Annotated in this window: 33 protein-coding genes and 1 riboswitch; of the genes, 30 read left to right on the forward strand and 3 right to left on the reverse strand. The window is 46.8% G+C overall.

The window, feature by feature from the left end:
* The first annotated feature begins 35 nt into the window (after window positions 1–35).
* The 14 genes from deoB (at window position 36) to lysA (ending at window position 11,518) form a co-directional block, all read left to right on the forward strand.
* The gene (gene deoB / locus ACH32G_RS13020) at window positions 36–1,220 is read left to right on the forward strand and encodes a phosphopentomutase (RefSeq protein WP_415305357.1); all 1,185 of its coding nucleotides are present in this window, start codon (window positions 36–38) and stop codon (window positions 1,218–1,220) included.
* Between the two features lie 11 nt (window positions 1,221–1,231).
* Window positions 1,232–2,050 (forward strand): purine-nucleoside phosphorylase, encoded by an 819-nt coding sequence (locus ACH32G_RS13025; protein ID WP_045925500.1) that lies wholly within the window; start codon window positions 1,232–1,234, stop codon window positions 2,048–2,050.
* 136 nt (window positions 2,051–2,186) lie between these two features.
* Window positions 2,187–3,356 (forward strand): D-alanyl-D-alanine carboxypeptidase family protein, encoded by a 1,170-nt coding sequence (locus ACH32G_RS13030; protein ID WP_045925499.1) that lies wholly within the window; start codon window positions 2,187–2,189, stop codon window positions 3,354–3,356.
* 95 nt (window positions 3,357–3,451) lie between these two features.
* A complete protein-coding gene (spoIIAA, locus tag ACH32G_RS13035) occupies window positions 3,452–3,805 on the forward strand; it encodes an anti-sigma F factor antagonist (protein ID WP_016939160.1) in 354 nt (117 codons plus the stop codon).
* Window positions 3,802–4,242 carry an anti-sigma F factor gene (gene spoIIAB, locus ACH32G_RS13040; protein WP_448814428.1) on the forward strand — a complete coding sequence of 147 codons (441 nt, stop codon included), beginning with the start codon at window positions 3,802–3,804 and terminating at the stop codon, window positions 4,240–4,242. Before spoIIAA ends, spoIIAB begins: the two co-directional genes overlap by 4 nt.
* 11 nt (window positions 4,243–4,253) lie before the next feature.
* Complete coding sequence (gene sigF / locus ACH32G_RS13045; RefSeq protein WP_003153348.1) at window positions 4,254–5,021, forward strand: RNA polymerase sporulation sigma factor SigF; 768 nt, start codon at window positions 4,254–4,256, stop codon at window positions 5,019–5,021.
* 126 nt (window positions 5,022–5,147) lie between these two features.
* Entirely contained in the window at window positions 5,148–5,768 is a 621-nt protein-coding gene (locus ACH32G_RS13050) for a stage V sporulation protein AA (RefSeq protein WP_016939157.1), read from the forward strand.
* Window positions 5,758–6,183 (forward strand): stage V sporulation protein AB, encoded by a 426-nt coding sequence (locus tag ACH32G_RS13055; protein ID WP_007409413.1) that lies wholly within the window; start codon window positions 5,758–5,760, stop codon window positions 6,181–6,183. Before ACH32G_RS13050 ends, ACH32G_RS13055 begins: the two co-directional genes overlap by 11 nt.
* A 12-nt stretch (window positions 6,184–6,195) precedes the next feature.
* Window positions 6,196–6,648: a stage V sporulation protein AC gene (gene spoVAC, locus ACH32G_RS13060; protein WP_007612334.1), complete on the forward strand. Its 453-nt coding sequence runs from the start codon at window positions 6,196–6,198 to the stop codon at window positions 6,646–6,648.
* Between the two features lie 11 nt (window positions 6,649–6,659).
* Entirely contained in the window at window positions 6,660–7,676 is a 1,017-nt protein-coding gene (gene spoVAD / locus ACH32G_RS13065; RefSeq protein WP_016939156.1) for a stage V sporulation protein AD, read from the forward strand.
* Window positions 7,677–8,027: a stage V sporulation protein AE gene (gene spoVAE, locus ACH32G_RS13070; RefSeq protein WP_007409415.1), complete on the forward strand. Its 351-nt coding sequence runs from the start codon at window positions 7,677–7,679 to the stop codon at window positions 8,025–8,027.
* 3 nt (window positions 8,028–8,030) lie between these two features.
* Window positions 8,031–8,639 (forward strand): stage V sporulation protein AE, encoded by a 609-nt coding sequence (locus ACH32G_RS13075; protein ID WP_095241744.1) that lies wholly within the window; start codon window positions 8,031–8,033, stop codon window positions 8,637–8,639.
* On the forward strand, window positions 8,593–10,074 hold the full coding sequence (locus tag ACH32G_RS13080) for a spore germination protein (RefSeq protein ID WP_045925497.1): 1,482 nt from the start codon (window positions 8,593–8,595) through the stop codon (window positions 10,072–10,074). The genes ACH32G_RS13075 and ACH32G_RS13080 overlap by 47 nt, the downstream gene beginning before the upstream one ends.
* A gap of 124 nt (window positions 10,075–10,198) precedes the next feature.
* On the forward strand, window positions 10,199–11,518 hold the full coding sequence (gene lysA, locus ACH32G_RS13085; RefSeq protein ID WP_047475694.1) for a diaminopimelate decarboxylase: 1,320 nt from the start codon (window positions 10,199–10,201) through the stop codon (window positions 11,516–11,518).
* Window positions 11,519–11,563: 45 nt separating this feature from the next.
* Here the strand turns inward: lysA and ACH32G_RS13090 are convergent, their stop codons facing one another.
* A complete protein-coding gene (locus ACH32G_RS13090; protein ID WP_448814429.1) occupies window positions 11,564–12,466 on the reverse strand; it encodes a DUF1002 domain-containing protein in 903 nt (300 codons plus the stop codon).
* Between the two features lie 283 nt (window positions 12,467–12,749).
* Here ACH32G_RS13090 and ACH32G_RS13095 point away from each other — a divergent pair, with 283 nt between their 5' ends.
* The 9 genes from ACH32G_RS13095 (at window position 12,750) to ribT (ending at window position 19,409) form a co-directional block, all read left to right on the forward strand.
* Entirely contained in the window at window positions 12,750–13,181 is a 432-nt protein-coding gene (locus ACH32G_RS13095; RefSeq protein WP_038463262.1) for a peptidylprolyl isomerase, read from the forward strand.
* A gap of 150 nt (window positions 13,182–13,331) precedes the next feature.
* Window positions 13,332–13,823: a CcdC protein domain-containing protein gene (locus tag ACH32G_RS13100; RefSeq protein ID WP_016939148.1), complete on the forward strand. Its 492-nt coding sequence runs from the start codon at window positions 13,332–13,334 to the stop codon at window positions 13,821–13,823.
* Window positions 13,824–13,903: 80 nt separating this feature from the next.
* A complete protein-coding gene (gene lepB, locus ACH32G_RS13105) occupies window positions 13,904–14,479 on the forward strand; it encodes a signal peptidase I (RefSeq protein WP_032864909.1) in 576 nt (191 codons plus the stop codon).
* A gap of 245 nt (window positions 14,480–14,724) precedes the next feature.
* Complete coding sequence (locus ACH32G_RS13110; protein WP_016939146.1) at window positions 14,725–15,069, forward strand: hypothetical protein; 345 nt, start codon at window positions 14,725–14,727, stop codon at window positions 15,067–15,069.
* A 120-nt stretch (window positions 15,070–15,189) separates the two neighbouring features.
* Window positions 15,190–15,336, forward strand: a riboswitch (FMN riboswitch).
* 130 nt (window positions 15,337–15,466) lie between these two features.
* Window positions 15,467–16,582 carry a bifunctional diaminohydroxyphosphoribosylaminopyrimidine deaminase/5-amino-6-(5-phosphoribosylamino)uracil reductase RibD gene (gene ribD, locus ACH32G_RS13115; protein ID WP_016939145.1) on the forward strand — a complete coding sequence of 372 codons (1,116 nt, stop codon included), beginning with the start codon at window positions 15,467–15,469 and terminating at the stop codon, window positions 16,580–16,582.
* Entirely contained in the window at window positions 16,563–17,210 is a 648-nt protein-coding gene (gene ribE, locus ACH32G_RS13120; RefSeq protein WP_045925494.1) for a riboflavin synthase, read from the forward strand. Before ribD ends, ribE begins: the two co-directional genes overlap by 20 nt.
* A gap of 14 nt (window positions 17,211–17,224) precedes the next feature.
* Window positions 17,225–18,421: a bifunctional 3,4-dihydroxy-2-butanone-4-phosphate synthase/GTP cyclohydrolase II gene (locus ACH32G_RS13125; protein ID WP_045925493.1), complete on the forward strand. Its 1,197-nt coding sequence runs from the start codon at window positions 17,225–17,227 to the stop codon at window positions 18,419–18,421.
* 32 nt (window positions 18,422–18,453) lie between these two features.
* The gene (gene ribH / locus ACH32G_RS13130; protein ID WP_003153372.1) at window positions 18,454–18,918 is read left to right on the forward strand and encodes a 6,7-dimethyl-8-ribityllumazine synthase; all 465 of its coding nucleotides are present in this window, start codon (window positions 18,454–18,456) and stop codon (window positions 18,916–18,918) included.
* 116 nt (window positions 18,919–19,034) lie between these two features.
* Window positions 19,035–19,409 carry a GNAT family N-acetyltransferase RibT gene (gene ribT, locus ACH32G_RS13135; protein ID WP_003153373.1) on the forward strand — a complete coding sequence of 125 codons (375 nt, stop codon included), beginning with the start codon at window positions 19,035–19,037 and terminating at the stop codon, window positions 19,407–19,409.
* A 65-nt stretch (window positions 19,410–19,474) separates the two neighbouring features.
* Here ribT and ACH32G_RS13140 read toward each other — a convergent pair whose 3' ends face one another.
* Together ACH32G_RS13140 and ACH32G_RS13145 are read right to left on the reverse strand one after the other, a co-directional pair.
* Window positions 19,475–19,996, reverse strand: coding sequence for a DUF309 domain-containing protein (locus ACH32G_RS13140; RefSeq protein ID WP_045925492.1), 522 nt, complete (start codon window positions 19,994–19,996; stop codon window positions 19,475–19,477).
* Between the two features lie 86 nt (window positions 19,997–20,082).
* Window positions 20,083–20,172, reverse strand: a complete 90-nt coding sequence (locus ACH32G_RS13145; RefSeq protein ID WP_016939141.1) for a YjcZ family sporulation protein — start codon at window positions 20,170–20,172, stop codon at window positions 20,083–20,085.
* A 207-nt stretch (window positions 20,173–20,379) separates the two neighbouring features.
* Between ACH32G_RS13145 and ACH32G_RS13150 the strand changes: the two genes are divergently transcribed.
* The 7 genes from ACH32G_RS13150 (at window position 20,380) to rluB (ending at window position 25,505) form a co-directional block, all read left to right on the forward strand.
* Window positions 20,380–21,135: a segregation/condensation protein A gene (locus ACH32G_RS13150; RefSeq protein ID WP_016939140.1), complete on the forward strand. Its 756-nt coding sequence runs from the start codon at window positions 20,380–20,382 to the stop codon at window positions 21,133–21,135.
* Complete coding sequence (gene scpB, locus ACH32G_RS13155; RefSeq protein ID WP_016939139.1) at window positions 21,125–21,718, forward strand: SMC-Scp complex subunit ScpB; 594 nt, start codon at window positions 21,125–21,127, stop codon at window positions 21,716–21,718. Before ACH32G_RS13150 ends, scpB begins: the two co-directional genes overlap by 11 nt.
* A 90-nt stretch (window positions 21,719–21,808) precedes the next feature.
* Entirely contained in the window at window positions 21,809–22,294 is a 486-nt protein-coding gene (locus ACH32G_RS13160; protein WP_045925491.1) for a DUF3907 family protein, read from the forward strand.
* A 113-nt stretch (window positions 22,295–22,407) separates the two neighbouring features.
* On the forward strand, window positions 22,408–23,559 hold the full coding sequence (locus tag ACH32G_RS13165) for a D-alanyl-D-alanine carboxypeptidase family protein (RefSeq protein WP_448814430.1): 1,152 nt from the start codon (window positions 22,408–22,410) through the stop codon (window positions 23,557–23,559).
* Complete coding sequence (locus tag ACH32G_RS13170) at window positions 23,547–24,137, forward strand: nucleoside recognition domain-containing protein (protein ID WP_003153385.1); 591 nt, start codon at window positions 23,547–23,549, stop codon at window positions 24,135–24,137. The genes ACH32G_RS13165 and ACH32G_RS13170 overlap by 13 nt, the downstream gene beginning before the upstream one ends.
* A gap of 4 nt (window positions 24,138–24,141) precedes the next feature.
* Window positions 24,142–24,678 carry a spore maturation protein SpmB gene (spmB, locus tag ACH32G_RS13175; protein WP_003153387.1) on the forward strand — a complete coding sequence of 179 codons (537 nt, stop codon included), beginning with the start codon at window positions 24,142–24,144 and terminating at the stop codon, window positions 24,676–24,678.
* 92 nt (window positions 24,679–24,770) lie between these two features.
* Window positions 24,771–25,505 (forward strand): 23S rRNA pseudouridine(2605) synthase RluB, encoded by a 735-nt coding sequence (rluB, locus tag ACH32G_RS13180; protein WP_016939136.1) that lies wholly within the window; start codon window positions 24,771–24,773, stop codon window positions 25,503–25,505.
* Window positions 25,506–25,519 lie beyond the last annotated feature (14 nt).

Consider the following 25,519-nt stretch of genomic DNA (forward strand, 5'->3'; position numbering starts at 1 on the left):
AAAATGGACAGATGGAAGAAAAGGAGGCTTTTATGATGTCTGAATACAAATATAAACGTGTGTTTTTGATCGTAATGGATTCGGTCGGAATCGGTGAAGCGCCGGACGCCGCCGATTTTAATGATATAGGCGCAAATACGCTCGGACATATCGCAGAGCACATGAACGGTTTACATATGCCTCATATGGCACAGCTCGGTCTCGGACTGATCGGGGATATTAAGGGTGTGGAAAAAACGGAGCATCCTCTGGCGTACTACGGTAAAATGCAGGAGGCGTCAAACGGAAAAGATACGATGACGGGGCACTGGGAGATTATGGGCCTCTACATTGAAAAACCGTTTAAAGTGTTCCCGGAAGGATTTCCGGATGAGCTTCTTCAGGAGCTTGAAAAGCGTTCCGGACGCAAAATCATCGGGAATAAGCCGGCTTCAGGGACGGCGATTCTGGACGAGCTCGGAAAAGAACATATGGAAACGGGTGCGCTGATCGTTTATACATCAGCCGATTCCGTTTTGCAGATTGCGGCTCACGAAGATGTCGTTCCGCTTGACGAGCTGTACAGCATCTGTGAAACAGCCAGAGAACTGACGCTTGATCCGAAGTACATGGTCGGCCGGATTATCGCAAGACCATTTATTGGAGAACCGGGCAGCTTCAAACGCACGCCGAACCGCCATGATTATGCGCTCAAACCGTTCGGCCGCACGGTAATGAACGGAATGAAAGACAGCGGATTAGACGTCATTTCCATCGGTAAAATTTCTGATATTTACGACGGAGAAGGCATCACATCATCCCGCCGCACGGTATCTAACATGGACGGCATGGACAAAGTGATTGAAACGCTCGGTGAAGATTTTACGGGCCTGAGCTTTGCCAACCTCGTTGATTTTGATGCGCTGTACGGACACCGCCGTGATCCGGAAGGGTACGGAAAAGCGCTTGAGGAATTCGACGCAAGGCTTCCGGAAGTGTTTGAAAAAATGAAAGAGGACGATCTGCTCATCATCACGGCGGATCACGGCAATGATCCTGTCCATCACGGGACGGACCACACGCGGGAGTATGTGCCGCTTCTTGTCTACAGCAAAAAGCATAAACACACTGAACAGCTGCCGCTTGCGGATACATTTGCCGATATCGGCGCAACCATTGCGGATAATTTCAAAACGGAAAAGCCGGAATACGGAAAAAGCTTTTTATCAAGATTACAGTAGGGGGACTTTTTTTGAAACAAAAGATCGAACGTGCTGCTGCATTTATTAAAGAACACGTGAAAGAAACACCTAAGATCGGTCTGATTTTAGGTTCAGGGCTCGGCGTATTGGCCGATGAAATTGAAGGAGCTGTCAAGCTTACATATGAAACGATCCCTGATTTTCCGGTCTCAACGGTAGAAGGCCATGCCGGCCAGCTTGTGATGGGAACGCTTGAAGGTGTGCAGGTCATCGCGATGCAGGGCCGCTTTCATTATTATGAAGGTTACTCAATGGATCAGGTAACGTTTCCGGTCCGCGTGATGAAGGCGCTCGGCGTTGAATCTCTCATCGTGACGAACGCAGCGGGCGGTATCAACACTGACTTCCGCGCCGGTGATCTGATGATTATTACCGACCATATCAACTTTACGGGCACCAACCCGTTAATCGGGCCGAACGAAGCGGAATTCGGAGCCAGATTCCCGGACATGTCAGAAGCCTATGACAAAGAGCTGTCAGGCTTGGCTGAAAAAACGGCGGCTGAGCTTGGCATCCCTGTTCAAAAAGGTGTATACACGGCTGTTACGGGGCCATCTTACGAAACGCCGGCTGAAGTCCGGTTTTTAAGAACGATGGGGTCTGATGCTGTCGGAATGTCGACCGTGCCGGAAGTCATCGTCGCCAACCACGCGGGAATGCGTGTGCTTGGCATCTCGTGCATTTCCAACGCGGCAGCCGGCATTCTTGACCAGCCGTTATCCCATGATGAAGTAATGGAAATGACGGAAAAAGTAAAAGGCGGCTTTTTGAAGCTTGTAAAAGCCGTAGTTGCACGATCTCAAAACTAAATCAGCATAGATCAGCTGTTTCTTCGGAAGCAGCTGTTTTTTTATGTCCTCAAAACGAAACATTTTCCAGATGAGGCGTATAAAACCACCGGGCTTGGAAAAAATAAAAAGGATTATGAAATGGAGGGCTTTGGAGATGAAACGTCTTATATCCACTTTGTTGATTGGCATTTTAATAACCGCATCAGCACCGTCCGCTTTTGCAAAGCCGGACGGAAAACATACATCGGAGCTCGCTCATGAAGCCAAAAGCGCAGTGCTGATTGAACGCGATACGGGAAACATTCTTTACAACAAGAACAGCCGGGAGCGTCTGGCGCCGGCGAGCATGACAAAAATCATGACCATGCTTTTAATTATGGAAGCGCTTGACAAAGGTAACATTAAGATGAGCGATAAAGTCAGGACGAGTGAGCATGCCGCGTCCATGGGCGGATCGCAGATTTTCCTCGAACCCGGTGAGGAAATGACGGTAAAAGAAATGCTCAAAGGAATTGCGATAGCTTCCGGAAATGACGCATCCGTCGCGATGGCAGAGTATATCGCCGGTTCGGAAGAGGATTTCGTCAATCAGATGAACAAAAAAGCAAAAGAATTGGGATTGAAAGATACCTCCTTCAAAAACCCGACGGGATTGCCTGAAAAAGGCCACTACAGCTCTGCTTATGACATGGCGAAAATGGCGAAGGAATTATTGAAGTATGATAAAATCACTCAATTTACGGGAACGTATGAAGATTATTTAAGAGAAAACACAGACAAAAAGTTCTGGCTCGTCAATACAAACCGGCTGATCAAATTTTATCCGGGTGTTGACGGTGTGAAAACGGGTTTTACAGGTGAAGCAAAGTATTGTTTAACCGCCACCGCTAAAAAAGGAAATATGAGGGTCATCGCAGTTGTTTTCGGAGCCAGCACTCCGAAAGAAAGAAATGCCCAAGTGACAAAAATGCTTGATTATGCTTTCAGCCAGTTCAAAACACACCCGCTGTATAAACGGAATCAAATCATCGGAACGGTAAAAGTGAAAAAAGGAAAACAGAAACTGATCAAGCTGACCACATCTGAACCGATTTCCCTCCTGGCCAAAAAGGGAGAGAACATGGACAAAGTAAAAAAAGAAGTGAAAATCAACAGCAATATAACGGCCCCGGTTAAAAAAGGGGAGGTGCTTGGCAGCCTCGTGCTGAAAAAAGACGGAAAAGTGCTCGTTGAAAGCCCGGTCACGGCAAAAGACGACATGGAAAAAGCGGGTTTTCTCACTTTTCTGAAGCGGACGATGGGAGATTGGACAAAATTTAAATAATCGTGGCGAACGGGCACTAGTTTTGTCATAGTGAAGGAATTGCATTCCCGAAAATCGAAACACTCATTATCCGATCATATCAAGGAGGAATGAGCATGAGCCTTGGAATTGACTTGCATGTCAAAGAATCCGTGCTTTGTATTCGATTAACTGGTGAACTCGACCACCATACGGCAGAATCATTAAAACAAAAGGTTGCTGAATCGCTGGAGGCTGACGGCATCCGTCACATCGTGCTGAACCTTGAAGATCTTTCCTTCATGGACAGCTCCGGCCTCGGCGTGATTTTAGGGCGTTATAAACAAATTAAACAGCTCGGCGGAGAGATGGTCGTGTGCGCGATTTCGCCTGCGGTGAGACGTCTGTTTGACATGTCGGGCCTGTTTAAAATCATCAGGTTCGAACAATCAGAACAAAAAGCGCTTTTAACGCTGGGGGTGGCATCATGAAAAACGAGATGCATCTTGAATTTTCAGCCCTCAGTCAGAATGAATCGTTTGCACGTGTAACGGTTGCTTCTTTTATCGCGCAGCTCGACCCGACGATGGACGAGCTGACAGAAATCAAAACCGTCGTATCAGAAGCGGTAACAAACGCAATCATCCACGGCTATGAAGAAAACTGCGACGGAAAGGTGTACATCTCCGTTACCCTGGAGGATCATGTCGTCTATCTGACCATACGTGACGAAGGCCTCGGGATCACGGATCTTGATGAAGCGCGCCAGCCGCTCTTTACGACAAAACCCGAGCTTGAGCGCTCCGGAATGGGCTTTACCATTATGGAAAACTTCATGGATGATGTCTCGATTGATTCCTCGCCAGAGATGGGGACGACGATACGCTTAACAAAACACCTATCAAAAAGCAAAGCGCTTTGTAATTAAGGAGATTTGTTATGGATGTGGAGGTTAAGAAAAACAGCAAAAACGCGCAGCTCAAGGACCATGAAGTCAAAGAATTGATCAAAAAGAGCCAAGAGGGCGACCAGCAGGCAAGAGACCTCCTCATAGAAAAAAACATGCGTCTTGTATGGTCCGTCGTGCAAAGGTTCTTAAACAGAGGCTATGAGCCGGACGATCTGTTTCAGATCGGCTGTATCGGGTTGTTAAAATCCGTTGATAAATTCGATTTGTCCTATGATGTCCGTTTTTCAACTTATGCCGTGCCGATGATTATCGGAGAAATCCAGCGCTTCATCCGGGATGACGGAACCGTCAAAGTATCAAGATCTTTGAAAGAGCTCGGCAATAAAATCCGCCGGGCGAAAGATGAACTGTCAAAAACATACGGAAGAGTGCCGACAGTCCAGGAAATCGCTGACCACCTGGAAATTGACGCGGAGGACGTGGTGCTTGCGCAGGAAGCAGTGCGGGCGCCTTCGTCCATTCATGAAACGGTGTATGAAAATGACGGAGACCCGATCACCCTGCTCGATCAGATCGCCGATCATTCAGAAGAGAAGTGGTTTGACAAAATCGCTCTCAAGGAAGCGATCAGTGATTTGGAAGAACGGGAAAAGCTCATTGTCTATCTGAGGTATTACAAGGATCAGACGCAGTCGGAAGTAGCCGAACGGCTCGGGATTTCACAAGTGCAGGTATCGAGGCTGGAGAAAAAAATATTAAAGCAGATTAAAGTGCAGATGGATCATACGGAAAGCTGACCTTTTACAGGCCGGCTTTTTTTATTTGCGCCTGAATGGTAATTTATGGTCTTTTGCTGCTGATGAATGAGAACAAAAGTGAACCACATACTACATATATAACCACCCGAAAGATGGTGATGCAAGATGGAAAGGCGAATATTTCTCAGACTTCGCCACCGCGTGAAGGCTCATACCGGAGATATCATCACAGTCGGTGACGCCGCCCAGATCGCAGGACAGCAAAAGCTGAAAAAAAAACTGTCGGCACTGCCGCTGTATCAGATCACGAAAAAAGACAAAAATATCGTCGTGCTGGACATCATAAAAGTGCTGAAGGCCATTCATACCGCTTTTCCCGCTCTTGATGTGCAGACCGTCGGCGGCGCTGAAACGATAGTGGAAATCCATTACCAGAAAAAGCAGCTGTCAGCCGTTTTGTTTGTCGGTGTCTGGCTGCTGCTTTTTATCGGTTCATGTCTCGCCATTATGAATTTTCATGAAGATGTCAGCATGAGAGAAGTTCATATTGCCTTATATGAAATCATCACGGGCAGGCGCAATGAGTATCCGTACCTGCTTCAGATTCCGTACAGCATCGGCCTCGGTCTCGGGATGATCGTCTTTTTTAATCACATCTTTAAAAAACGCCTGAATGAAGAGCCAAGTCCGCTGGAGGTCGAGATGTTTAATTATCAGCTTGATCTCGATCATTATGTCGCAATACACGAAAACGAAGAGACGATGAAAGATCTGCATGATCGTTAGCATTCTTTTCGTTATGTTTGTCGGGCTTGGCGGCGGGCTGACCGTGGGAGCGGGCTTTGTGGCTTTTTTAACCGTTATGGGAATCATCCCCCGCCTTATGCAGCTGACAAAAACCATGCGCTTTGTACAGGCCTACGAAGGGGCTGTTATTTCCGGGGCGGTGTTCGGCGGCTGGGAAACCTTAAATATGAATCATTTTTTTTTATCTGAATGGCTTGCCGTTCCGGTCGGGCTTCTGGCCGGCATGTTTGTCGGCATGCTGGCCGCGGCGCTTACAGAAGTGCTGAACGTGCTTCCCATTCTTGCCAAACGGATCGGTTTCGGGAGCAAAATCATCATTTTGCTGATGGCCATCGTGTTCGGCAAAATAGCCGGCTCATTATTTCATTGGCTGTATTTTATCCATCATTCATAAGGAGGAACAGACGTGACAAACTTAAAAGAAAATTACAAAACAAAAGTGAAAGACTATCAGCCGAAACCGCCATACGTCTGGAATTGTGTCAAAGCCTTTCTGATCGGCGGTTTGATTTGTCTGATCGGGCAGGCTCTTCAAGACTTTTACATCCATTTTTTTAATTTTAATGAAAAAACAGCGGGAAACCCGACGTCCGCCACTCTTATTTTAATTTCCGCCCTCTTGACCGGATTCGGCATTTATGACAGGCTCGGTCAGTTTGCCGGAGCGGGTTCAGCCGTGCCGGTGACGGGGTTTGCAAACAGTATGACAAGCGCGGCTCTGGAACACAGAAGTGAAGGGCTTGTGCTCGGTGTAGCGACAAACATGTTTAAACTGGCGGGAAACGTCATTGTATTCGGCGTCGTGGCGGCCTATATCGTAGGCCTGATACGGTTTGCTTGTGAAAAACTGTTTTCATAGGAGGAGAAAAAATGAAATTGACCGGAAAGCAAACCTGGGTGTTTGAAAACCCGTTATTTATAAATGCGGCGGGAACGGCAGCCGGACCGAAAGAAAAAGACGGCCCGCTCGGCTCGCTGTTTGATAAAACATACGATGAAATGCATTGCAATCAGAAAAACTGGGAAATGGCGGAACGTCAATTAATGGAAGATGCCATCAACTCCGCTTTGCAAAAACAGAATTTGAAAAAGAGCGACATCGATTTGTTACTTGCTGGCGATCTTTTAAATCAAAATGTGACGGCCAATTACGTCGCAAGACATCTGAAAATTCCGTTCCTCTGCCTGTTCGGCGCCTGCTCGACGTCAATGGAAACGGTCGCCGTCGCATCCGCGCTTATTGACGGCGGTTTTGCGAACCGGGCGATTGCAGCGACGAGCAGCCATAATGCGACGGCTGAAAGACAATTCCGTAATCCGACGGAGTATGGCGGGCAAAAGCCGGATACTGCCACTTCGACGGTCACGGGGGGCGGGGCGGTCATCATCAGCCAAAACCCTTCAGATATCCGGATTACAAGCGCGACAGTGGGAAAAGTAAGCGACCTCGGAATTACAGACCCGTTTGATATGGGCTCAGCCATGGCGCCCGCTGCCGCCGATACAATCAAACAGCACCTGAAGGATTTGAACCGCACGGCGGATGATTACGATCTGATTTTAACGGGAGATCTTTCAGGCGTAGGCTCGCCGATCTTAAAAGATTTGCTTAAGGAAGAAGGCTATCCCGCCGGAACGAAACACGATGACTGCGGTCTTCTCATCTATACGCCGGATCAGCAGGTGTTTGCGGGCGGAAGCGGCTGCGCCTGCTCCGCGCTCGTTACGTACACACATATCTTTAATCAACTGAAATCGGGCTCTCTTAACAGGGTTCTCGTTGTCGCGACAGGAGCACTTTTAAGTCCGACAATGATTCAGCAGAAGGAAACCATTCCGACCATCGCGCACGGTGTGGTATTTGAGCGGGCGGGAGGTGCATCATAAATGGAATATCTGTTGGCTTTTGTTTGCGGGGGAATCATATGCATTATCGGTCAGCTGCTGCTTGACATTTTTAAACTGACACCCGCCCATGTGATGACAACTTTTGTCGTCATCGGCGCCTTGTTGGATGGGTTCGGAATATATGACAAATTTATCGAATTCGCAGGTGCGGGCGCGACGGTGCCCATCGTCAGCTTCGGTCACAGCTTATTGCACGGCGCCATGCATCAGGCTCACGAGCATGGATTTATCGGGATCGCCATGGGGATTTTTGAACTGACCTCCGCCGGTATATCTTCAGCGATTTTATTCGCATTTCTTGTTGCCGTTATTTTTAAACCGAAAGGATAATGTCTGATGACGAAACGGAAGGTCATCCTTGTGACAGACGGAGACGTATACGCCGCTAAAACGATTGAATATGCCGCGGAAAAAGCAGGCGGACGATGTATTTCCCAATCAAAAGGCAATCCGTCAACCAGAACCGGCCCGGAACTCGTTCAGCTGATTAAAGCCGCGCCGCATGACCCGGTGTTTGTCATGTTTGACGATTCCGGCCTGCAAGGGGAAGGGCCGGGCGAAACGGCGCTGAAATATGTCGCCTCACATCAAGACATTGAAGTGCTTGGGGTGATTGCCGTCGCTTCTAAAACCCATCAGGCTGAATGGACAAAAGTCGATGTCTCCATTGACCGTGATGGAGAAGTGACGGAGTTTGGCGTCGATAAAACCGGAATGAGAGAAATGGATGAGCACAGAATGAACGGAGATACGGTGTATTGTCTTGACAAACTGGACGTTCCCCTCGTTGTGGGCATCGGCGATATAGGAAAAATGGGAAGAAAAGATGACATATCCAAAGGCTCGCCGATCACGATGAAGGCTGTCGAATTCATTTTAGAAAGGAGCGAATATCATGCCGGAAAAACCGGAAAACATGATAAAAGTATACCGGGATCCTAGAAAAAATGAACAATTTTTTAAAGACCGCGTCGGTATGGGGACGAGCTACGATATCGGAGTCCGCAAAGTTCAAGTATTAGACCGGGAAGTCCAGATTTACTTTGTCAATGGGTTAACCGATACATTGTTTATCATTCATTTAATAGAACAACTCGTCGATGTCAATAATTATGACGAGAACGCGGATGAAGCGCTTGATGTTGTTGAAAACAGGCTTGTGAACCAGCAGGTCCAAAAAGTCAAAACGCTCGACGAAGCGACGGATCAAGTGCTTTCCGGACTTGTGGCCGTTATCGTAGAAGACGCCGGTTTCGCCTTCGTCGTTGATGTCAGAAATTACCCCGGACGCACACCCGAAGAACCGGATACAGAGAAAGTCGTTCGCGGGGCAAGAGACGGATTTATCGAAAGTATCGTCATTAATACAGCGTTAATCAGAAGAAGGATCAGAGACGAAAGGCTCCGCGTCAAAATTACGAAAGTCGGCGAGCGTTCTAAAACGGATCTTGCCATTGTGTATATAGAGGACATCGCGGATCCGGACCTTGTCAGCATCGTTGAAAACGAAGTGAATGCGATTGACATTGACGGACTGACGATGGCGGATAAAACGGTGGAAGAATTTATCGTCAAACAAGGCTATAACCCGTTTCCGATGGTCAGATACACGGAGCGTCCTGATGTGGCCGCCAATCATATATTAGAAGGGCACGTCATTATCGTCGTTGATACGTCACCGAGCGTAATCATAACGCCCACAACGATTTTTCACCACGTTCAGCATGCGGAAGAATACAGACAGGCGCCTTCTGTCGGAACATTTTTAAGATGGATCAGGTTTTTCGGTATTATCGCTTCAACTGTTCTGCTTCCGATCTGGTTCCTCTTTGTTCTCGACCCGTCACTTTTGCCTGAAAGATTGGATTTTATCGGCTTAAATAAAAATACGCACATTCCGATCATTCTGCAGATCTTTCTGGCTGATTTGGGGATTGAGTTTCTCAGGATGGCCGCGATCCATACGCCGACCGCCTTATCGACTGCCATGGGCCTGATAGCGGCAGTGCTGATCGGACAAATTGCCATAGCGGTGGGGCTGTTTTCCGCCGAAGTCATTCTGTACGTATCGATCGCCGCCATCGGATCATTTACCACGCCGAGCTATGAACTCAGCCTCGCTAATAAAATGATACGTCTCATCTTAATGGTGCTCGTGGCCATTTTTAAAGTAAAAGGTTTTGTTATCGGCTTTACATTGCTGCTGATTTTAATGGCGGGTATCCGCTCGTTTCATACACCGTATTTATGGCCGTTTTTACCGTTTAACGGAAAGGCGCTGTGGCAGGTGCTCGTCAGGACGACAGTGCCGGGAGCGAAAGTCAGACCGAGCATTGTTCACCCGAAAGACCGTCAAAGACAGCCAAGCGGTTCATAATCGCATTGAAACCGACAGAAGATTATGATATTGTATGTCTTAACTTATGCGGGACTTGTATAAGGACAGCTCAAAAAAAGCTGTCCTTTTCACCCATATGCGGATCAGAAAGAGGGAATGAGCATTGTTCTTACATGGCACAAGCAGACAAAACAAACTAGGTCATCTGGAAATCGGAGGTGTGGATGCCCTGTATTTAGCTGAGCATTATGGCACGCCTCTTTATGTTTATGACGTGGCTTTAATACGTGAGCGCGCTAAAAGCTTTAAACAGGCATTCATTGACGCGGATTTAAAAGCGCAGGTCGCATACGCGAGCAAGGCGTTTTCCTCCGTTGCAATGATACAGCTTGCTGAGCAGGAGGGGCTCTCACTGGACGTTGTATCCGGCGGAGAGCTGTTTACGGCGGTTTCGGCTGGTTTTCCGGCTGAACGGATTCATTTTCACGGCAATAACAAAAGCAGAGAAGAATTGAAAATGGCGCTCGATCATCAAATCGGCTGCATCGTCGTTGATAATTTTTATGAAATATCCTTACTCGCGGAACTGTGCAGCAAATCAGGGCGCACCATGGATGTGCTTCTGCGGATCACCCCGGGGGTAGAGGCGCACACGCATGATTATATTACGACCGGACAGGAAGATTCCAAATTCGGCTTTGATCTGCATAACGGGCAAATAGAAAAGGCGATTGAGCAAGTGCTGCAGTCAGACCATATCCATCTTCTCGGTGTTCACTGCCACATCGGATCACAAATTTTTGATACGGCGGGCTTTGTGCTGGCCGCAGAAAAAATCTTCGCAAAACTGAGTGAATGGAGAGAATCTTTCGGCTTCGTCTCTGAAGTGCTGAATTTAGGGGGCGGCTTCGGCATCCGTTACACGGAAGAGGATGAACCTCTTCATCCTGCCGTCTACGTTGAAAAAATAATCGAAGCGGTAAAAGAAAACGCAGCGCTGCATGCTTTTGACATTCCGGAAATTTGGATTGAACCGGGGCGCTCGCTCGTCGGCGACGCCGGAACGACGCTTTATACCATCGGCTCGCAAAAAGAAGTTCCCGGCACCCGTAAATATGCAGCGGTTGACGGAGGCATGAGCGACAATATCCGTCCTGCGCTTTATCAGGCCAAATATGAAGCCGTTTCGGCAAACAGAATCGGAGAACACCACGACACGACGGTGTCCATTGCGGGTAAGTGCTGTGAAAGCGGGGATATGCTCATCTGGGATATAGATCTTCCGGAAGTGAAAGAAGGCGATCTTCTCGCCGTCTTCTGCACGGGGGCATACGGGTACAGCATGGCTAACAACTACAACCGCATTCCGCGGCCTGCCGTCGTATTTGTGGAAGACGGCGAAGCGCATCTTGTCATTAAAAGGGAAACTTATGAAGACATCGTAAAGCTGGATCTGCCGTTTAAGACGGGGGTCAAACAATAAATAGAAAAAGAGACCGGGACAATGGAGTCCGGTCTCTTTTTTGTCTCAGCTGTTTGAAGAACTTGATCCGCTGTCTCCTGTAAATACAGACACGATCGCATTCCAAATTGAAGCGAAGAAATCAATGACTTTTTGAATAAAGCTTTTGCCTTCATCGGATTGAATGAATTTTGTGATTTTGTCTTTTGCCTTATCGAGCTGATTGCCGACTTGGCCCCAATCAATCTTGGCATTTTTCATTTTATTAAACAATGAAACTAACTGGTCTTTTTGAGCGTCAGTCAGTGTAATGTTAAGGTTTGATGCCGCATCATCGACTTTTTTCTCGATTCCTTCTTTTGTATCGGGCACACCGTTTTTCGCGAAATCGTCTTTAATGTTTGCGATAAGCGCGGAGGCGTTTTTATCTCCGATTTTTTCCCCGAGATTTGAAGTTGTGACAAGCTCTTGGTTGGCGACCTGTTTTACGTCTTCTGAAATCGCTTTGTCTGATGACACTTCATACGCCTTAATGATTCCTGTCAATGCGGCGGTTCCTGATACCTCAAACGGCGCCGTCACGTATACTTTTGCATCTTTCACGCCTGCTGTCATCAGGGCGTTTAAGTACATCTCATCCGTAATGGAATCAATATTATGGGTTTGGACGTCAAGTCCGGACCCTTTCTTTTCCACCGTGATGGATGATGAAGAAATGGCTCTTGTGCCGATTTGGGCATTCGATATATATTTTCCCAGATATTCATGTTCTTCTTTATTCGTGACCGTCACCTTTGTCGCGTTATCAGGGACATTTAATTCGTCAAGCACTTTCTGACGGTCTGCGTTTGACAGATCTGCCCCCAGTGTGACGATAACATCTCCGACTGCGGCATCGGCCAGGCTGATTTTCGGTATTGTGCACAATACTGCGGCCGCCGCCAGCAATCCAATCCACATTTTTTTCAAAGCGGTTAACCTCCTTCTTTTCACAAATGCCGTTTTGAAGCGGTTTGTGAGGGACTGCGTGAAGCAGTTCCGTTACATAGACGGCTGTGATGCTGTTCTGGTTTCATTTTCTTTCTTTGGAAGCGGGGAGATTCGTTTTCCGGCTGAAGGTGTGGTATAATAGCCGCGAAAAGAAGAGCAGACGCATCTTCCTTCAAAAGAATATCAAAAAGAAAGCCGGCTTACAATTGAAATTCATATTGAAGAAGGCTTTGACAAAAAACATATGGAAGTAGGAATGAGAATGAAAACTGGTTACATCGAAATGGAGAACGGCAGCAGAATCGAATTTGAACTTTATCCGAATGAAGCGCCTAATACAGTCGCTAACTTTGAAAACCTGGCGAATACAGGCTTCTACGACGGCGTTATTTTCCACCGTGTGATTCCGGGCTTTGTCAGCCAAGGCGGAGATCCGACTGGGACAGGCATGGGAGGAAGCGGAAAAACGATCAAATGTGAAACAGAAGGCAATCCGCATAAGCACGAAGCCGGTTCTTTATCAATGGCGCATGCCGGTAAAGACACGGGTTCAAGCCAATTCTTCATCGTACATGAGCCGCAGCCGCATTTAAACGGCGTTCATACTGTATTTGGAAAAGTGACAAGCGGTTTAGAGCACGCGAAAAACATGTCTAACGGAGACAAAATGAAAGAAGTCCGTGTAGAAGGTTAATGACGGAAAAACCCGCCTTATGGAGGCGGGTTTTTTTATGTATATGAAAATTCTCATGTGTAAATCATGAAAAAATACATATATGAACTTCGGCAGTCACTCTGGTATAGTGTAAAAGACCGATTACAAGAATGAAAAGAGGTAAAAACGTTGGTTCAATTGGCAACCGTTTTATTTGTCATTATCATTATCGCACTTATTTTTTGGTTCAGGCTGAAAAAAGGAAACAGGCCGATTAAAGGCGGCGGCTTCGGCATCATTCTCCCGCTTTTGATTATCGCCGTCATTTTTTCATTGAGCATCAGCCAGCTCATGAATATCCCCGGAAAGCCGTTTCATCTTCCCGCTGTTTGGGAGCTCGCCATCGCCGGGCTGTTAGGCGCAGTATTTGGCTTCATCATGCTGTCGCAAACCGCATATGAAATCCGGGAAGACGGCTTTGTGTACTCTAAGCGGAATAAAAACTTTAAATATGTCATTATCGCGATTATTGCGATCCGTATCGTACTCAGTCAATATTTCAAAAACATTGACGCGACGGAATTTGCCGTTTTAACAATGGAGCTTGCTTTTGTGTATTTGTGCATTTGGCGGATCGGAAGCTTCGTAAAATACCGTAAAATCAGCAGATCCGGCTTATAAAATGAAAAAAATGGATGAGGTGCGGGGCTTATTTGCCCTCTGTGCAGGGATTCATGGTAAAATAAAAACGACCATGGCTAATGGGAGGAAATCACTTGAAATCAGAAAAAGAAAAAACTTCTAAAAAAAGCGCCGTACTTGATTGGGCGAAAGCCATTATCATCGCTGTCGTTCTCGCATTGCTCATCCGCAACTTTTTGTTTGCTCCTTATCTCGTTGACGGAAGATCAATGGAACCGACGCTGCATGACCGCGAGAGAATCTTTGTCAATATGACGGTCAAATACATAAGCGACTTCAAACGCGGCCAGATCGTCGTTCTGAACGGAGAAAACGAACACTATGTCAAACGGATTATCGGACTTCCCGGCGACACGGTGCAAATGAAAAACGACCAGCTGTACATCAACGGCAAAAAAGTGTCCGAACCGTATTTAGCGGCAAACAAGAAAAAAGCGAAGCAAGGCGGCTATGACCGGCTGACGGAAGACTTCGGCCCGGTGAAAGTGCCGGACGACAAATATTTCGTCATGGGTGATAACCGCAGAGAATCTATGGACAGCCGCAACGGCCTCGGTCTTTTTACGAAAAAACAAATCGCGGGCACATCAAAATTCGTCTTCTTCCCGTTTAACGAAATCCGCAAGACGAAATAAACCGTACGGCAGTTTTCTTTATGAGAAAACTGCTTTTTTTATATAAATTAATCTCCCTACCCACAAAAACAGAACATAAATTCGTATATCTATTTAATAGATAGAAAGTTTTACAGATACATGAAACATCTCCCCTTGACGAAACGTTATATGAATAACTCACGCAGGGAAGAACGGTTTTCTATTCATGAAAAAAAGGAATATGACATAGTAATGAATAGATTGATACGGCTGGAGGTAGAAAAATGGGAAGAATTAAAACAAAAGCAGCCATTTTACTTGTACTGCTGCTATTATTGGCGGGCGGTTTTATGGTCATAAACGATATTGAGCTGAAAGACGTGCCGACGGCTATCGGACAAACCCTGTCTCAGGAAAAAGAAGAATATACAGTGAAAACATATAAAATTACGAAAATAGAAGGAACCGAATACCACGGCACGGCAGCAAACGGCACAAAAATCATTTTTAACGGCGACAAGCTGAAGCAGGATCTCTCCGATGTGAAAAAAGGAGATAAGATTAAAGCGTATTTCAGCAAATCAAACCGGATTGACGGCTTATTGAAGGTTGTTAAAGTAAACGAATAAGTAAAGGCGCCTTTTTTGGGAAAGGGGCGCTTTTTATTTTTTCTGAAAAAGCAGGTGCAAATTCATTGCGCCTGCCGCAAAGGATGTTATAATAGCGGATAAGGACAAAAAAATATTGATTGTATCCTTCGGGGCTGGGTGAAAATCCCGACCGGCGGTAATAAGGCGTTTTGCGCTTTACAGCCCGTGACCCGTATGCATCTGTATACGGTGGATTCAGTGAAAAGCTGAAGCCGACAGTGAAAGTCTGGATGGGAGAAGGATGAGAGAAGCTATGCAAAAATAATCTTACTGTATAGTCTTATTTCCTATGGATTAAAACTGGCAAAGCCCCGAACTGTGTAAACATTCGGGGCTTTTTTGACGCCAAATTGCGTGGAAGAAGGGAGGGATAACGATGGAAGAATATTATATGAATACGGCAATAGAGCTTGCCAGACGCGGTGAAGGGCAGACGCAGTCCAATCCCCTTGTCGGTGCTGTCGTCGTCAAAAACGGCCAGATCGTCGGAATGGGCGCCCATTTACAATACGGAGAAGCCCATGCGGAAGTGCACGCGATCAATATGGCAGGCAGTCACGCAAAAGACGCAGATATGTATGTGACGCTGGAGCCTTGCAGCCATTACGGAAAAACACCGCCATGCGCCGAACTGATGATAAAGTCGGGGATAAAAAGGGTATTTGTCGCTATGACGGATCCAAATCCGCTAGTCGCCGGAAAAGGCATCAGAATGCTGGAAGCAGCGGGCATCGAAGTGAAAACGGGAATTCTCAGGCAGCAGGCAGAAGAGCTGAATAAAATGTTTCTTCACTTCATGAGGACCGGACTTCCGTATGTCACCTTGAAAGCGGCCGCAAGCCTTGACGGGAAAACAGCGACTGAAACCGGTGACAGCAAATGGATTACTTCAGAGGCGGCAAGGCTTGATGCCCAGCAATACAGGAAATCGCATCAAAGCATTCTTGTCGGAGCAGGCACAGTCAAAGCCGATAATCCGAGTCTGACTTGCAGGCTCCCCGATGCGGTCAAGCAGCCGGTCAGAGTCATTCTCGATACAAAGCTGACCATTCCGGAAACGGCAAATGTGGTCACTGACGGCGCCGCGCCGACATGGATATTTACGGCCAAAGACGTTGACGTGCAAAAGAAAGAGCGGCTGACCGCACTCGGAATAAAAGTCTTTTCGCTTGAAACAGACCGCATTCACATTCCTGAGGTGCTCAGCATTCTCGCTGAAAACGGCATAATGTCCGTTTATGTGGAAGGCGGCGCATCCGTACACGGAAGTTTTGTCAAGGAAGGCTGTTTCGAGGAGCTTCATTTCTATTTCGCCCCTAAATTAATCGGAGGAACGCTTGCTCCCAGCTTGATCTCCGGTGAAGGTTTTCAATCAATGAAAGATGTCCCCCATTTACAATTCACACAAATCACCCAAATCGGGCCGGATATAAAATTGACGGCCATACCTAAAGACGGAAAGGATGGTGACGATGTTTACAGGAATCGTTGAAGAAACAGGCACGATCCAAGCAATCAAAAAGACAGGCCTTTCCATGGCATTAACCATTGCCGCTTCAAAAGTGACAAGCGATGTGAAACTTGGCGACAGCATCGCGGTAAACGGCATCTGCCTGACCGTAACCGGATTTTCTGATAATCAATTTACGGTTGATGTCATGCCGGAAACCGTAAAAGCCACTTCGCTGAACGGCTTGTCAAAAGGCAGCAAAGTCAATCTGGAAAGAGCGATGTCCGCCAACGGACGCTTCGGCGGCCACTTTGTATCCGGGCATGTGGACGGAACGGCGGAAATTACCCGGATCGAGAAAAAAAGCAACGCGGTTTATTACGATCTGAAACTTTCGCCTGAATTGACGAAAACGCTCGTCTTGAAAGGTTCAATTACGGTAGACGGCGTGAGCCTGACGATTTTCGGTTTATCAGACGAAAGCGTGACGGTATCTGTTATTCCGCATACCATCTCAGAAACGATTTTTCAGACGAAAACAGTCGGCTCGACCGTAAATATTGAGTGTGACATGATCGGCAAATACTTATACCGCTTTTTGCACAAAACAGAACAAACGAAAAGCAATCAAACGATCACAGAAGCTTTTTTAAGCGAGAACGGCTTTTAGAAAGGAAGATCAATATGTTTCATCCAATAGAAGAGGCGTTAGAGGCGCTGAAAAAAGGTGAAGTCATCATCGTTGTCGATGATGAAGACAGAGAAAATGAAGGAGATTTCGTAGCGCTCGCTGAGCATGCCACACCTGAAGTGGTCAATTTTATGGCGACCCATGGGAGGGGCCTGATCTGCACGCCGCTTTCTGAAGATATTGCCGCCCGGCTGGATCTTCACCCGATGGTCGATCATAATACGGACTCACATGAAACCGCGTTTACGGTCAGCATTGACCACAGACTGACAAAAACAGGAATCAGCGCTCAAGAACGTTCTTTTACGATTCAGGCGCTGTTGAACGAGGAATCTGTGTCTGACGATTTTCAGCGTCCGGGCCACATTTTTCCCTTAATCGCAAAAAAAGGAGGCGTCCTGAAGCGGGCGGGCCACACGGAAGCAGCCGTTGACCTTGCAAAAGCATGCGGCTCTCAAGGAGCGGGCGTCATTTGTGAAATTATGAATGAAGACGGCACAATGGCCAGAGTGCCGGAGTTATCAGAAATCGCCAAACGCCACCGGCTGAAAATGATTACGATAAAAGACTTAATAGAATACCGTTACAACATTACGACACTTGTGAACCGAGAAGTTGACATTACGCTGCCGACTGACTTCGGCACGTTCCGGGTTTACGGATATACAAACGAGGTTGACGGAAAAGAACACCTCGCCTTTGTTATGGGCGATGTCCCGTTTAGCAGCGAACCCGTTCTTGTCAGAGTGCACTCAGAATGCCTGACGGGCGATGTGTTTGCATCCCACCGCTGTGATTGCGGGCCTCAGCTTCATGCCGCGCTTGCGCAAATTGCCGAAGCGGGCCGAGGCGTCTTATTGTATTTGCGTCAGGAAGGAAGAGGAATCGGTTTAATCAATAAGCTGAAAGCGTATCGATTGCAGGAAGAGGGGTATGACACGGTTGAAGCGAACGAAGCGCTCGGCTTTCTGCCTGACCTGCGCAACTACGGGATCGGCGCCCAGATTCTCCGCGATTTGGGGGTTCAGCATATGAAACTTTTAACCAATAACCCCCGGAAAATCGCCGGCCTTGAAGGATACGGACTGAGCATTTCAGAACGGGTGCCGCTTCAAATGGAGGCGGGTGAGCATAACAGGAATTATTTACAAACCAAAATGAACAAACTCGGACACTTGCTTCATTTCTAAAAACAAATCTCACAAAAAAGGATGGATAACATATGAATATCATACAAGGTAACTTAGTAGGAACAGGACTTAAAATCGGAATCGTCGTCGGCAGATTTAATGAATTTATTACGAGCAAGCTGTTAAGCGGAGCGGAAGATACATTGCTTCGCCACGGTGTAGAATCAAATGACATTGACGTTGCTTGGGTGCCGGGAGCGTTTGAAATCCCGTTTGCGGCAAAAAAAATGGCGGAAACGAAAAAATACGATGCCGTTATTACACTCGGCACGGTGATCAGAGGAGCGACAACGCATTATGACTATGTCTGCAACGAAGCGGCAAAAGGCATCGCTCAAGCGGGCACGGCGACGGGCGTCCCGGTTATCTTCGGTATCGTAACGACTGAAACCATTGAGCAGGCGATCGAACGCGCCGGAACAAAAGCCGGAAATAAGGGAGCGGATTGCGCAGTATCCGCCATTGAAATGGCGAATCTAAACCGTTCATTTGAATAATTTGTTGAAAAGCGTTTAAAACAGCGGCGAAAATGATATAATGTGAGGAAACGGATCGCCTTTATTCATCCGTTTGCTAGGACATGAATGGACATTTTGGATATAGAGGGGTTTTTATGTTAATTCGTTATAAAAAATCGTTTGAAAAGATTGCAATGGGTCTTCTGTCATTTATGCCGAATGAAAAAGATCTCAAGCAGCTTCAGCAGACAATAAAGGACTATGAAACGGATACTGGCCGCCAGCTCTTTCTTTGGAAAGAGGATGAAGATATCGTCGGAGCGATCGGAGTTGAAAAAAAAGACTCAGAGGTTGAAATCCGCCATATCAGCGTGAATCCTTCTCACCGCCATCAAGGAATCGGAAAGCAAATGATGGACGCCTTAAAACGTCTGTTCAAAACGGAGGCACTCGTTCCGAATGAATTAACGCAAAGCTTTTTTGAACGCTGTCAACATCAAAAAGATCAGGATATTTCATATAATAACTGACAAATGCTCCCGGAATCTTCACGGTTTCGGGAGCTGTTTTTATGCAGAAAAAGCAGGGCTGTCCGTCAGCCTCTGCTTTTTTTTCTTCTCTCCATTTCCCGTTCGCGTTCCTTAATGACATCCGTCCTGTCCCGCAGGCGGTGTTTATGAATAAGAAAGGTATCTGATACGCCGGCCTGCCCCCATGTATAGCCTTTGCGGCGGCATTCGGCAAGACACGCTTCTTTCAGAGTGTCATCTGTAATCGGCAGCATAACACTTTTGTAAGGCCGGCCGGCTTTTATATCGTCTGACAGCCACTCTATCAGCTCTATCAGCTTTGGATGGCTGAGGCCGAGAGAGCTGACAGCCTGTTTTTCAGCCCTCAGAATGCGTAAGCTGTTGGCGATCAGCCGTTTCGCCCCGGCTTCATTTCCCCTCCGCTGGTGATACAGAGCGACGGCTAGCTGAATCAGGCCGACCCAATGAATGCTCCGCTCCTCAGGCGGGCTTTCTTTCCAATATTCTTCTAACAGTTCATGACACTCAAAATAATCTCTTGATGCGTGAAATTCGGCCAAAAAGCCGATATAAGCTTTTGGATACAAGCCGCTTCCTCCTTTTGCTAAAACCAGTGTACCACAGCGTTATGAAAAGGAAAAAAAGAGCGGCTTGGTGCCTGAAACGTGAAGAACTAGCAGATATAAGATGCCCCTACGACAATAAGCAAAATAAACAGAACGACAATTAATGCAAAACCTCCGCCGAAACAAGCTCCGCCCATCTGAAATCAGCCTCCCTTTGTTTCATGTTTACACGGCTATCATATGTGCATCCGCCTTTAAAGGTATAGGCGTATACCTTCTTTTTCAGTATTTTCTAAATAACGGAGCACAATTAGAAAAGTATTGGACGAGAGCTTTTCGGTGGATTATACTAAAGGGTAGCCAGTTTTTCCGGCAATGAGAGTGATATTGAAAATGGTGAGATAATGGTAGAATATCAAGTGAAAATTGATACGTTTGAAGGCCCATTGGACCTGCTGCTTCATCTGATTAACCGTCTTGAAATCGACATATACGACATACCCGTGGCAACCATTACTGAACAATATTTATTATATGTACATACAATGCAAGTGCTTGAACTTGATGTCGCCAGTGAATATCTGGTCATGGCGGCGACGCTTCTCAGCATTAAAAGCAGAATGCTGCTTCCAAAACAAGAGGAAGAGCTGTTTGAAGATGAAATGCTTGAAGAGGAAGACCCTCGGGACGAACTGATTGAAAAGCTGATTGAGTATAGAAAATATAAAACCGCTGCGAAGGATTTAAAAGAGCGGGAAGAAGAAAGACAAAAGTCATTTACAAAGCCGCCGAGTGATTTAAGTGAGTATGCAAAAGAAATCAAACAGACGGAGCAGAGGCTGTCGGTGACCGTTTATGACATGATCGGTGCGTTTCAAAAGGTGCTTCAGCGTAAAAAAATCTCGCGGCCGAAAGAAACGACCATTACAAGACAGGAAATACCGATTGAAGACAGAATGAACGAAATCGTAAAAAGCTTAAAGACGGCGGGAAGAAGAATCAACTTTACGGAGCTTTTTCCTTCTCGGCAAAAAGACCATCTCGTCGTGACGTTTTTAGCCGTTCTGGAGCTGATGAAGAATCAGCAGATTATCATCGAACAGGAAGAAAACTTTTCAGATATATACATTACGGGGAGTGAATCCATTCATGGCGCTTGATATCGTGAATTGGAAAGCGATTGTGGAGGCCCTGCTGTACGCGGCGGGTGATGAAGGGCTGACCAAAAAGCAATTGGTGACGGTGCTTGAAATAGAAGAAGCGGAACTGGCCGGAATCATGGAAGAAGTGGCCGCCCAGTACAAGGAAGACGGCAGGGGCATTGAGCTGACCGAATATGCGGATACGTATATGCTTGCAACGAAAAAAGAATTCGTGCCTTATTTGAAAAAATTAATCGAGGTGCCGTCAAAGGGACTGTCACAGGCTTCTTTAGAAGTGCTGGCGATCGTTTCATACAAGCAGCCGATTACACGGGCGGAAATTGAAGATATCCGGGGCGTGAAGTCTGAGCGGATTCTGCACAGTCTCGTGTCAAAAGCGCTGCTGTGTGAGGTGGGACGCGCCGACGGTCCCGGCCGGGCGATTTTATACGGCACGACCCCGGTATTTCTTGAACAATTCGGCTTAAAAACTCTGGACGAGCTTCCGCCTCTTCCTGAAAATGCGGAAGAAGACGTTCTCCAGGAGGAAGCCGACTTATTCTTTGAAAACTTCAACCAAACTTTTGAGGATATTAAATAATAACGGTTTTTCATCATACGATAATAGGGAAAGGCCATTGATGAATAACGCAAATTGACGAAGTACAAGAGAGGAAGGAAACGGACGGAAATGGGAAATTCGATTGTGAGGGCCCATACTGAAGAAACTGGTGAATTTTTAGCCGAGGTTGTCACGATGGTCAACAGTTATTTAAATCATACGACATTACCGGAAATGCAGGCTTCTGGAAAGGCGGATGAGGCATACTGCCGCGACGTGCTCAGTGTGCTGAGAAGGATGACCGTCTTTTGCGAAGGCGCCCAGGAAGCCTGCCGCCGGCTCTTAATACAGGAGCCGTTTCATGAGTCGAGAGCGGAAAAAACGCTTTATAAAGTGTATCATCAGTGCGTGGAAGAATTTTTCATGCCGAAAAAGGATACGTGGTACGAAAACAGCCGCGCCGCTTATACAGGCCAAAGTGCGATTGAATTTTATCAGCATGTGCCCGATTCGCTGCGGAGCCTTCTGCTTTCACTGAGCAGTGAGTTTCTGCGCATGCGTGAAGAATTGGCGCAATATGAAGCATCAGGCTCGAATATGGTATCATCCAGATAAAAAACTCTCCCAAAAGGGAGAGTTTTTTTACGTAAAAGAGATGCATTTGGTATTCATAAGTCATGGACATGCGCATAAACTTGTACAAACCCACAACAAGGACGTGAGCATTCATGCGCTTTCTCAAAAAAGCTGCCGTATTTCTTTTGACTTTTGTTATTTTGTTTTCCATTACAGACGGAAATACGGCACATGCCCAAATACATGTCAGCGCAAAAAGCGCAATTATGATCGACGGTGCATCGGGCAGGGTGTTGTTTGCTAAGGACGAACACCATAAGCGGCGGATCGCGAGCATTACGAAAATCATGACGGCGGTGCTGGCGATTGAATCAGGGAAGATGGAAGAGATGGTGACGGTTTCGCCGAATGCCGTAAAAACGGAAGGCTCGGCCATTTATCTTCAGCCTGGACAAAAAGTGAAGCTGAAAGATCTCGTTTACGGGCTTATGCTGAGGTCGGGAAATGACGCCGCTGCGGCCATTGCTGAATATGTCGGCGGAAGTCTTGACGGTTTTGTATTTATGATGAACCACAAAGCCGAGCAAATCGGAATGGAAAATACAAAATTTCAAAACCCCCACGGGCTGGACGACCATGAAAATTTATATTCAACGGCGTATGATATGGCCCTTTTGACTAAATACGCGATGAAGATCAAGGAATACCGGACTGTTTCGGGCACCAAAGTGTATAAAGCGGAAACGATGGACCGGGTATGGAAAAATAAAAACAAGCTTCTGACAGGGCTTTATCGTTACAGCACAGGCGGAAAAACGGGTTACACAAAAATCGCGAAACGGACACTCGTTTCGACGGCTTCAAAAGACGGAACGGATCTTATCGCAGTCACCATAAATGATCCGGATGACTGGGATGACCATATGAATATGTTTAATTATGTCTTTGAGCACTATAAAACCTATATCGTCGCCAAAAAAGGCGGCATCCCGAAGCTGAAAAAGACGTTTTACGGAAAACACGCTTTTATTTCCCGGGATGTCAAGTATTTGTTAAAAGAGGATGAAATCGATGATGTGAAAATCAGCACAACCTTAATAAAGCCGAAAAAAGCCTGGAAAAAGGATGCTTCTCTCATTCCTGATGTCGTCGGCCGGATGACTGTTATGCATGCTGGGAAAGTGATCGCCAAGGTCCCCGTCTATTATGAAAACGAGCACCTTAAAAAACCGAAAAAGCATTTCATTGAAACGTTTACGAGCCTGTTTATGAGCGCGGCGGGCGGTTCAGCATGGTCAATTTAATCTGGGTCTGTCTGACGGTAATCGGACTGGTCTTTGCGATGTTTAACGGAACCTTGCAGGATGTGAATGAAGCGGTTTTTAAAGGAGCGAAAGAAGCGGTTACGATCTCGTTCGGATTAATGAGCGTCCTCGTGTTCTGGCTCGGCCTGATGAAAATAGCTGAGCAGTCCGGTCTTTTGGATATATTCAGCAGAATGTGCCGTCCGTTTATTTCTAAGCTGTTTCCTGATATCCCCCCTGATCATCCGGCAATGGGATACATCTTATCAAATCTCATGGCAAACTTTTTTGGATTGGGAAACGCGGCGACGCCCCTCGGCATTAAAGCCATGGAGCAGATGAAAAAGCTGAACGGAGGCAAGTCTGAGGCCAGCCGTTCCATGATTACCTTTTTGGCGGTAAATACTTCGAGCATTACATTGATACCGACAACCGTCATTGCCGTCCGCATGGCTTATTCGGCGAAATCACCGACCGATATCGTCGGACCGACCATCTTAGCGACTTTAATTTCGGGTATCGGCGCGATTTTCATTGACCGCTACTTCTGGTACCGCCGCAAAAGAAAAGGGAGGTAAGCGAATGGAAATGGTGAATTGGCTGTCTTTAGCCATGATTCCGATTATTATCGCCGGTATATTGATATACGGCACGATCAAAAAAGTGCCGACTTATGAATCATTCGTTGAAGGCGGAAAAGAAGGAATTGAGATTGCGTTTTCCATCATTCCGTATTTGGTCGGGATGCTTGTGGCGATAACCGTATTCCGGGCCTCGGGCGCGCTTGATTTTGTCATGGGGCTCTGCAAGCCTTTCTTTACGGCGCTCGGCATTCCCGCAGAGGTCGTGCCGCTTGCTCTGATCCGTCCGATTTCGGGTACGGCGGCGCTCGGCATGACGACGGATTTGATCGCCGTGTACGGGCCTGATTCATTTATCGGCAGACTGGCGTCGGTCATGCAGGGATCGACTGACACGACGCTGTATGTCCTGACTGTGTATTTCGGTGCGGTCGGCATCAAAAAAATGGGGGATGCTTTAAAGGTTGGTCTTCTTGCTGATTTGATCGGGGTGGTTGCATCAATCATCATAGTTACGTTATTATTTGGAAGCGCCTGATTGAGGCGCTTTTTATATATCAGAATAATGCTCCTTGAAAAAGCTTGTTTGTTCAAGGGGAAAAAAGTAAGATTATACTTGAGGTGAACGACATGGAAAGACTGCAAAAAGTTATTGCTCATGCTGGCGTGGCATCACGCAGGAAGGCAGAAGAGCTGATAAAAGAAGGAAAAGTAAAGGTGAATGGAAAAGTAATAACAGAGCTCGGCGTAAAAGTAACCGGTTCTGATCAGATTGAAGTAAACGGATTAAAGGTGGAGCGGGAAGAACCCGTGTACTTCCTGCTTTATAAACCGAGAGGAGTGATCTCAGCTTCTGATGACGATAAAGGGCGCAAAGTGGTAACCGACTTTTTCAAAGAAGTGCCTCAGCGTATTTATCCGATCGGCAGACTTGATTATGATACGAGCGGTCTTTTATTACTGACAAATGACGGCGAGTTTGCCAACAAACTCATGCACCCGAAATACGAAATTGATAAGACGTACGTCGCCAAAGTGAAGGGGATTCCTTCCAAGGAACTTCTGCGGAAGCTTGAGCGCGGCATTCAGCTTGAAGAAGGCAAGACAGCGCCGGCCAGAGCGAAAATGCTTTCTCTGGACAAAAGAAAGCAGACGAGCATTATTCAGCTGACAATTCATGAAGGACGGAACAGACAGGTCCGCCGCATGTTTGAGGCGATCGGTCATGACGTGCTGAAGCTCAAACGTGAAGAATACGCCTTTTTAGATTTAAGAGGCCTTCACACAGGAGACGCAAGAGAATTGACGCCGCATGAGGTGAAAAGGCTGCGGGCTTTAGCTGAACACGGTAAAAACGCTTTCTAATTTTCACATAACCT

This window comes from Bacillus sp. CIS52, from assembly GCF_053545315.1.

What these genes read in the sequence shown, in the direction of transcription:
- ACH32G_RS13165 (WP_448814430.1), top strand. Translation starts at nt 22,408, where the DNA reads ATGCGCTTTCTCAAAAAAGCTGCCGTATTTCTTTTGACTTTTGTTATT.
- spoVAD (WP_016939156.1), top strand. Translation starts at nt 6,660, where the DNA reads ATGAAATTGACCGGAAAGCAAACCTGGGTGTTTGAAAACCCGTTATTT.
- ACH32G_RS13095 (WP_038463262.1), top strand. Translation starts at nt 12,750, where the DNA reads ATGAAAACTGGTTACATCGAAATGGAGAACGGCAGCAGAATCGAATTT.
- scpB (WP_016939139.1), top strand. Translation starts at nt 21,125, where the DNA reads ATGGCGCTTGATATCGTGAATTGGAAAGCGATTGTGGAGGCCCTGCTG.
- lepB (WP_032864909.1), top strand. Translation starts at nt 13,904, where the DNA reads ATGGGAGGAAATCACTTGAAATCAGAAAAAGAAAAAACTTCTAAAAAA.
- ribT (WP_003153373.1), top strand. Translation starts at nt 19,035, where the DNA reads ATGTTAATTCGTTATAAAAAATCGTTTGAAAAGATTGCAATGGGTCTT.
- ribE (WP_045925494.1), top strand. Translation starts at nt 16,563, where the DNA reads ATGTTTACAGGAATCGTTGAAGAAACAGGCACGATCCAAGCAATCAAA.
- ACH32G_RS13055 (WP_007409413.1), top strand. Translation starts at nt 5,758, where the DNA reads ATGATCGTTAGCATTCTTTTCGTTATGTTTGTCGGGCTTGGCGGCGGG.
- sigF (WP_003153348.1), top strand. Translation starts at nt 4,254, where the DNA reads ATGGATGTGGAGGTTAAGAAAAACAGCAAAAACGCGCAGCTCAAGGAC.
- ACH32G_RS13170 (WP_003153385.1), top strand. Translation starts at nt 23,547, where the DNA reads ATGGTCAATTTAATCTGGGTCTGTCTGACGGTAATCGGACTGGTCTTT.
- ACH32G_RS13050 (WP_016939157.1), top strand. Translation starts at nt 5,148, where the DNA reads ATGGAAAGGCGAATATTTCTCAGACTTCGCCACCGCGTGAAGGCTCAT.
- spoVAE (WP_007409415.1), top strand. Translation starts at nt 7,677, where the DNA reads ATGGAATATCTGTTGGCTTTTGTTTGCGGGGGAATCATATGCATTATC.
- ribD (WP_016939145.1), top strand. Translation starts at nt 15,467, where the DNA reads ATGGAAGAATATTATATGAATACGGCAATAGAGCTTGCCAGACGCGGT.
- ribH (WP_003153372.1), top strand. Translation starts at nt 18,454, where the DNA reads ATGAATATCATACAAGGTAACTTAGTAGGAACAGGACTTAAAATCGGA.
- ACH32G_RS13145 (WP_016939141.1), bottom strand. Translation starts at nt 20,172, where the DNA reads ATGGGCGGAGCTTGTTTCGGCGGAGGTTTTGCATTAATTGTCGTTCTG.
- rluB (WP_016939136.1), top strand. Translation starts at nt 24,771, where the DNA reads ATGGAAAGACTGCAAAAAGTTATTGCTCATGCTGGCGTGGCATCACGC.
- spmB (WP_003153387.1), top strand. Translation starts at nt 24,142, where the DNA reads ATGGAAATGGTGAATTGGCTGTCTTTAGCCATGATTCCGATTATTATC.
- ACH32G_RS13150 (WP_016939140.1), top strand. Translation starts at nt 20,380, where the DNA reads ATGGTAGAATATCAAGTGAAAATTGATACGTTTGAAGGCCCATTGGAC.
- deoB (WP_415305357.1), top strand. Translation starts at nt 36, where the DNA reads ATGTCTGAATACAAATATAAACGTGTGTTTTTGATCGTAATGGATTCG.
- ACH32G_RS13030 (WP_045925499.1), top strand. Translation starts at nt 2,187, where the DNA reads ATGAAACGTCTTATATCCACTTTGTTGATTGGCATTTTAATAACCGCA.
- ACH32G_RS13160 (WP_045925491.1), top strand. Translation starts at nt 21,809, where the DNA reads ATGGGAAATTCGATTGTGAGGGCCCATACTGAAGAAACTGGTGAATTT.
- ACH32G_RS13080 (WP_045925497.1), top strand. Translation starts at nt 8,593, where the DNA reads ATGCCGGAAAAACCGGAAAACATGATAAAAGTATACCGGGATCCTAGA.
- spoIIAA (WP_016939160.1), top strand. Translation starts at nt 3,452, where the DNA reads ATGAGCCTTGGAATTGACTTGCATGTCAAAGAATCCGTGCTTTGTATT.
- ACH32G_RS13125 (WP_045925493.1), top strand. Translation starts at nt 17,225, where the DNA reads ATGTTTCATCCAATAGAAGAGGCGTTAGAGGCGCTGAAAAAAGGTGAA.
- spoIIAB (WP_448814428.1), top strand. Translation starts at nt 3,802, where the DNA reads ATGAAAAACGAGATGCATCTTGAATTTTCAGCCCTCAGTCAGAATGAA.
- ACH32G_RS13110 (WP_016939146.1), top strand. Translation starts at nt 14,725, where the DNA reads ATGGGAAGAATTAAAACAAAAGCAGCCATTTTACTTGTACTGCTGCTA.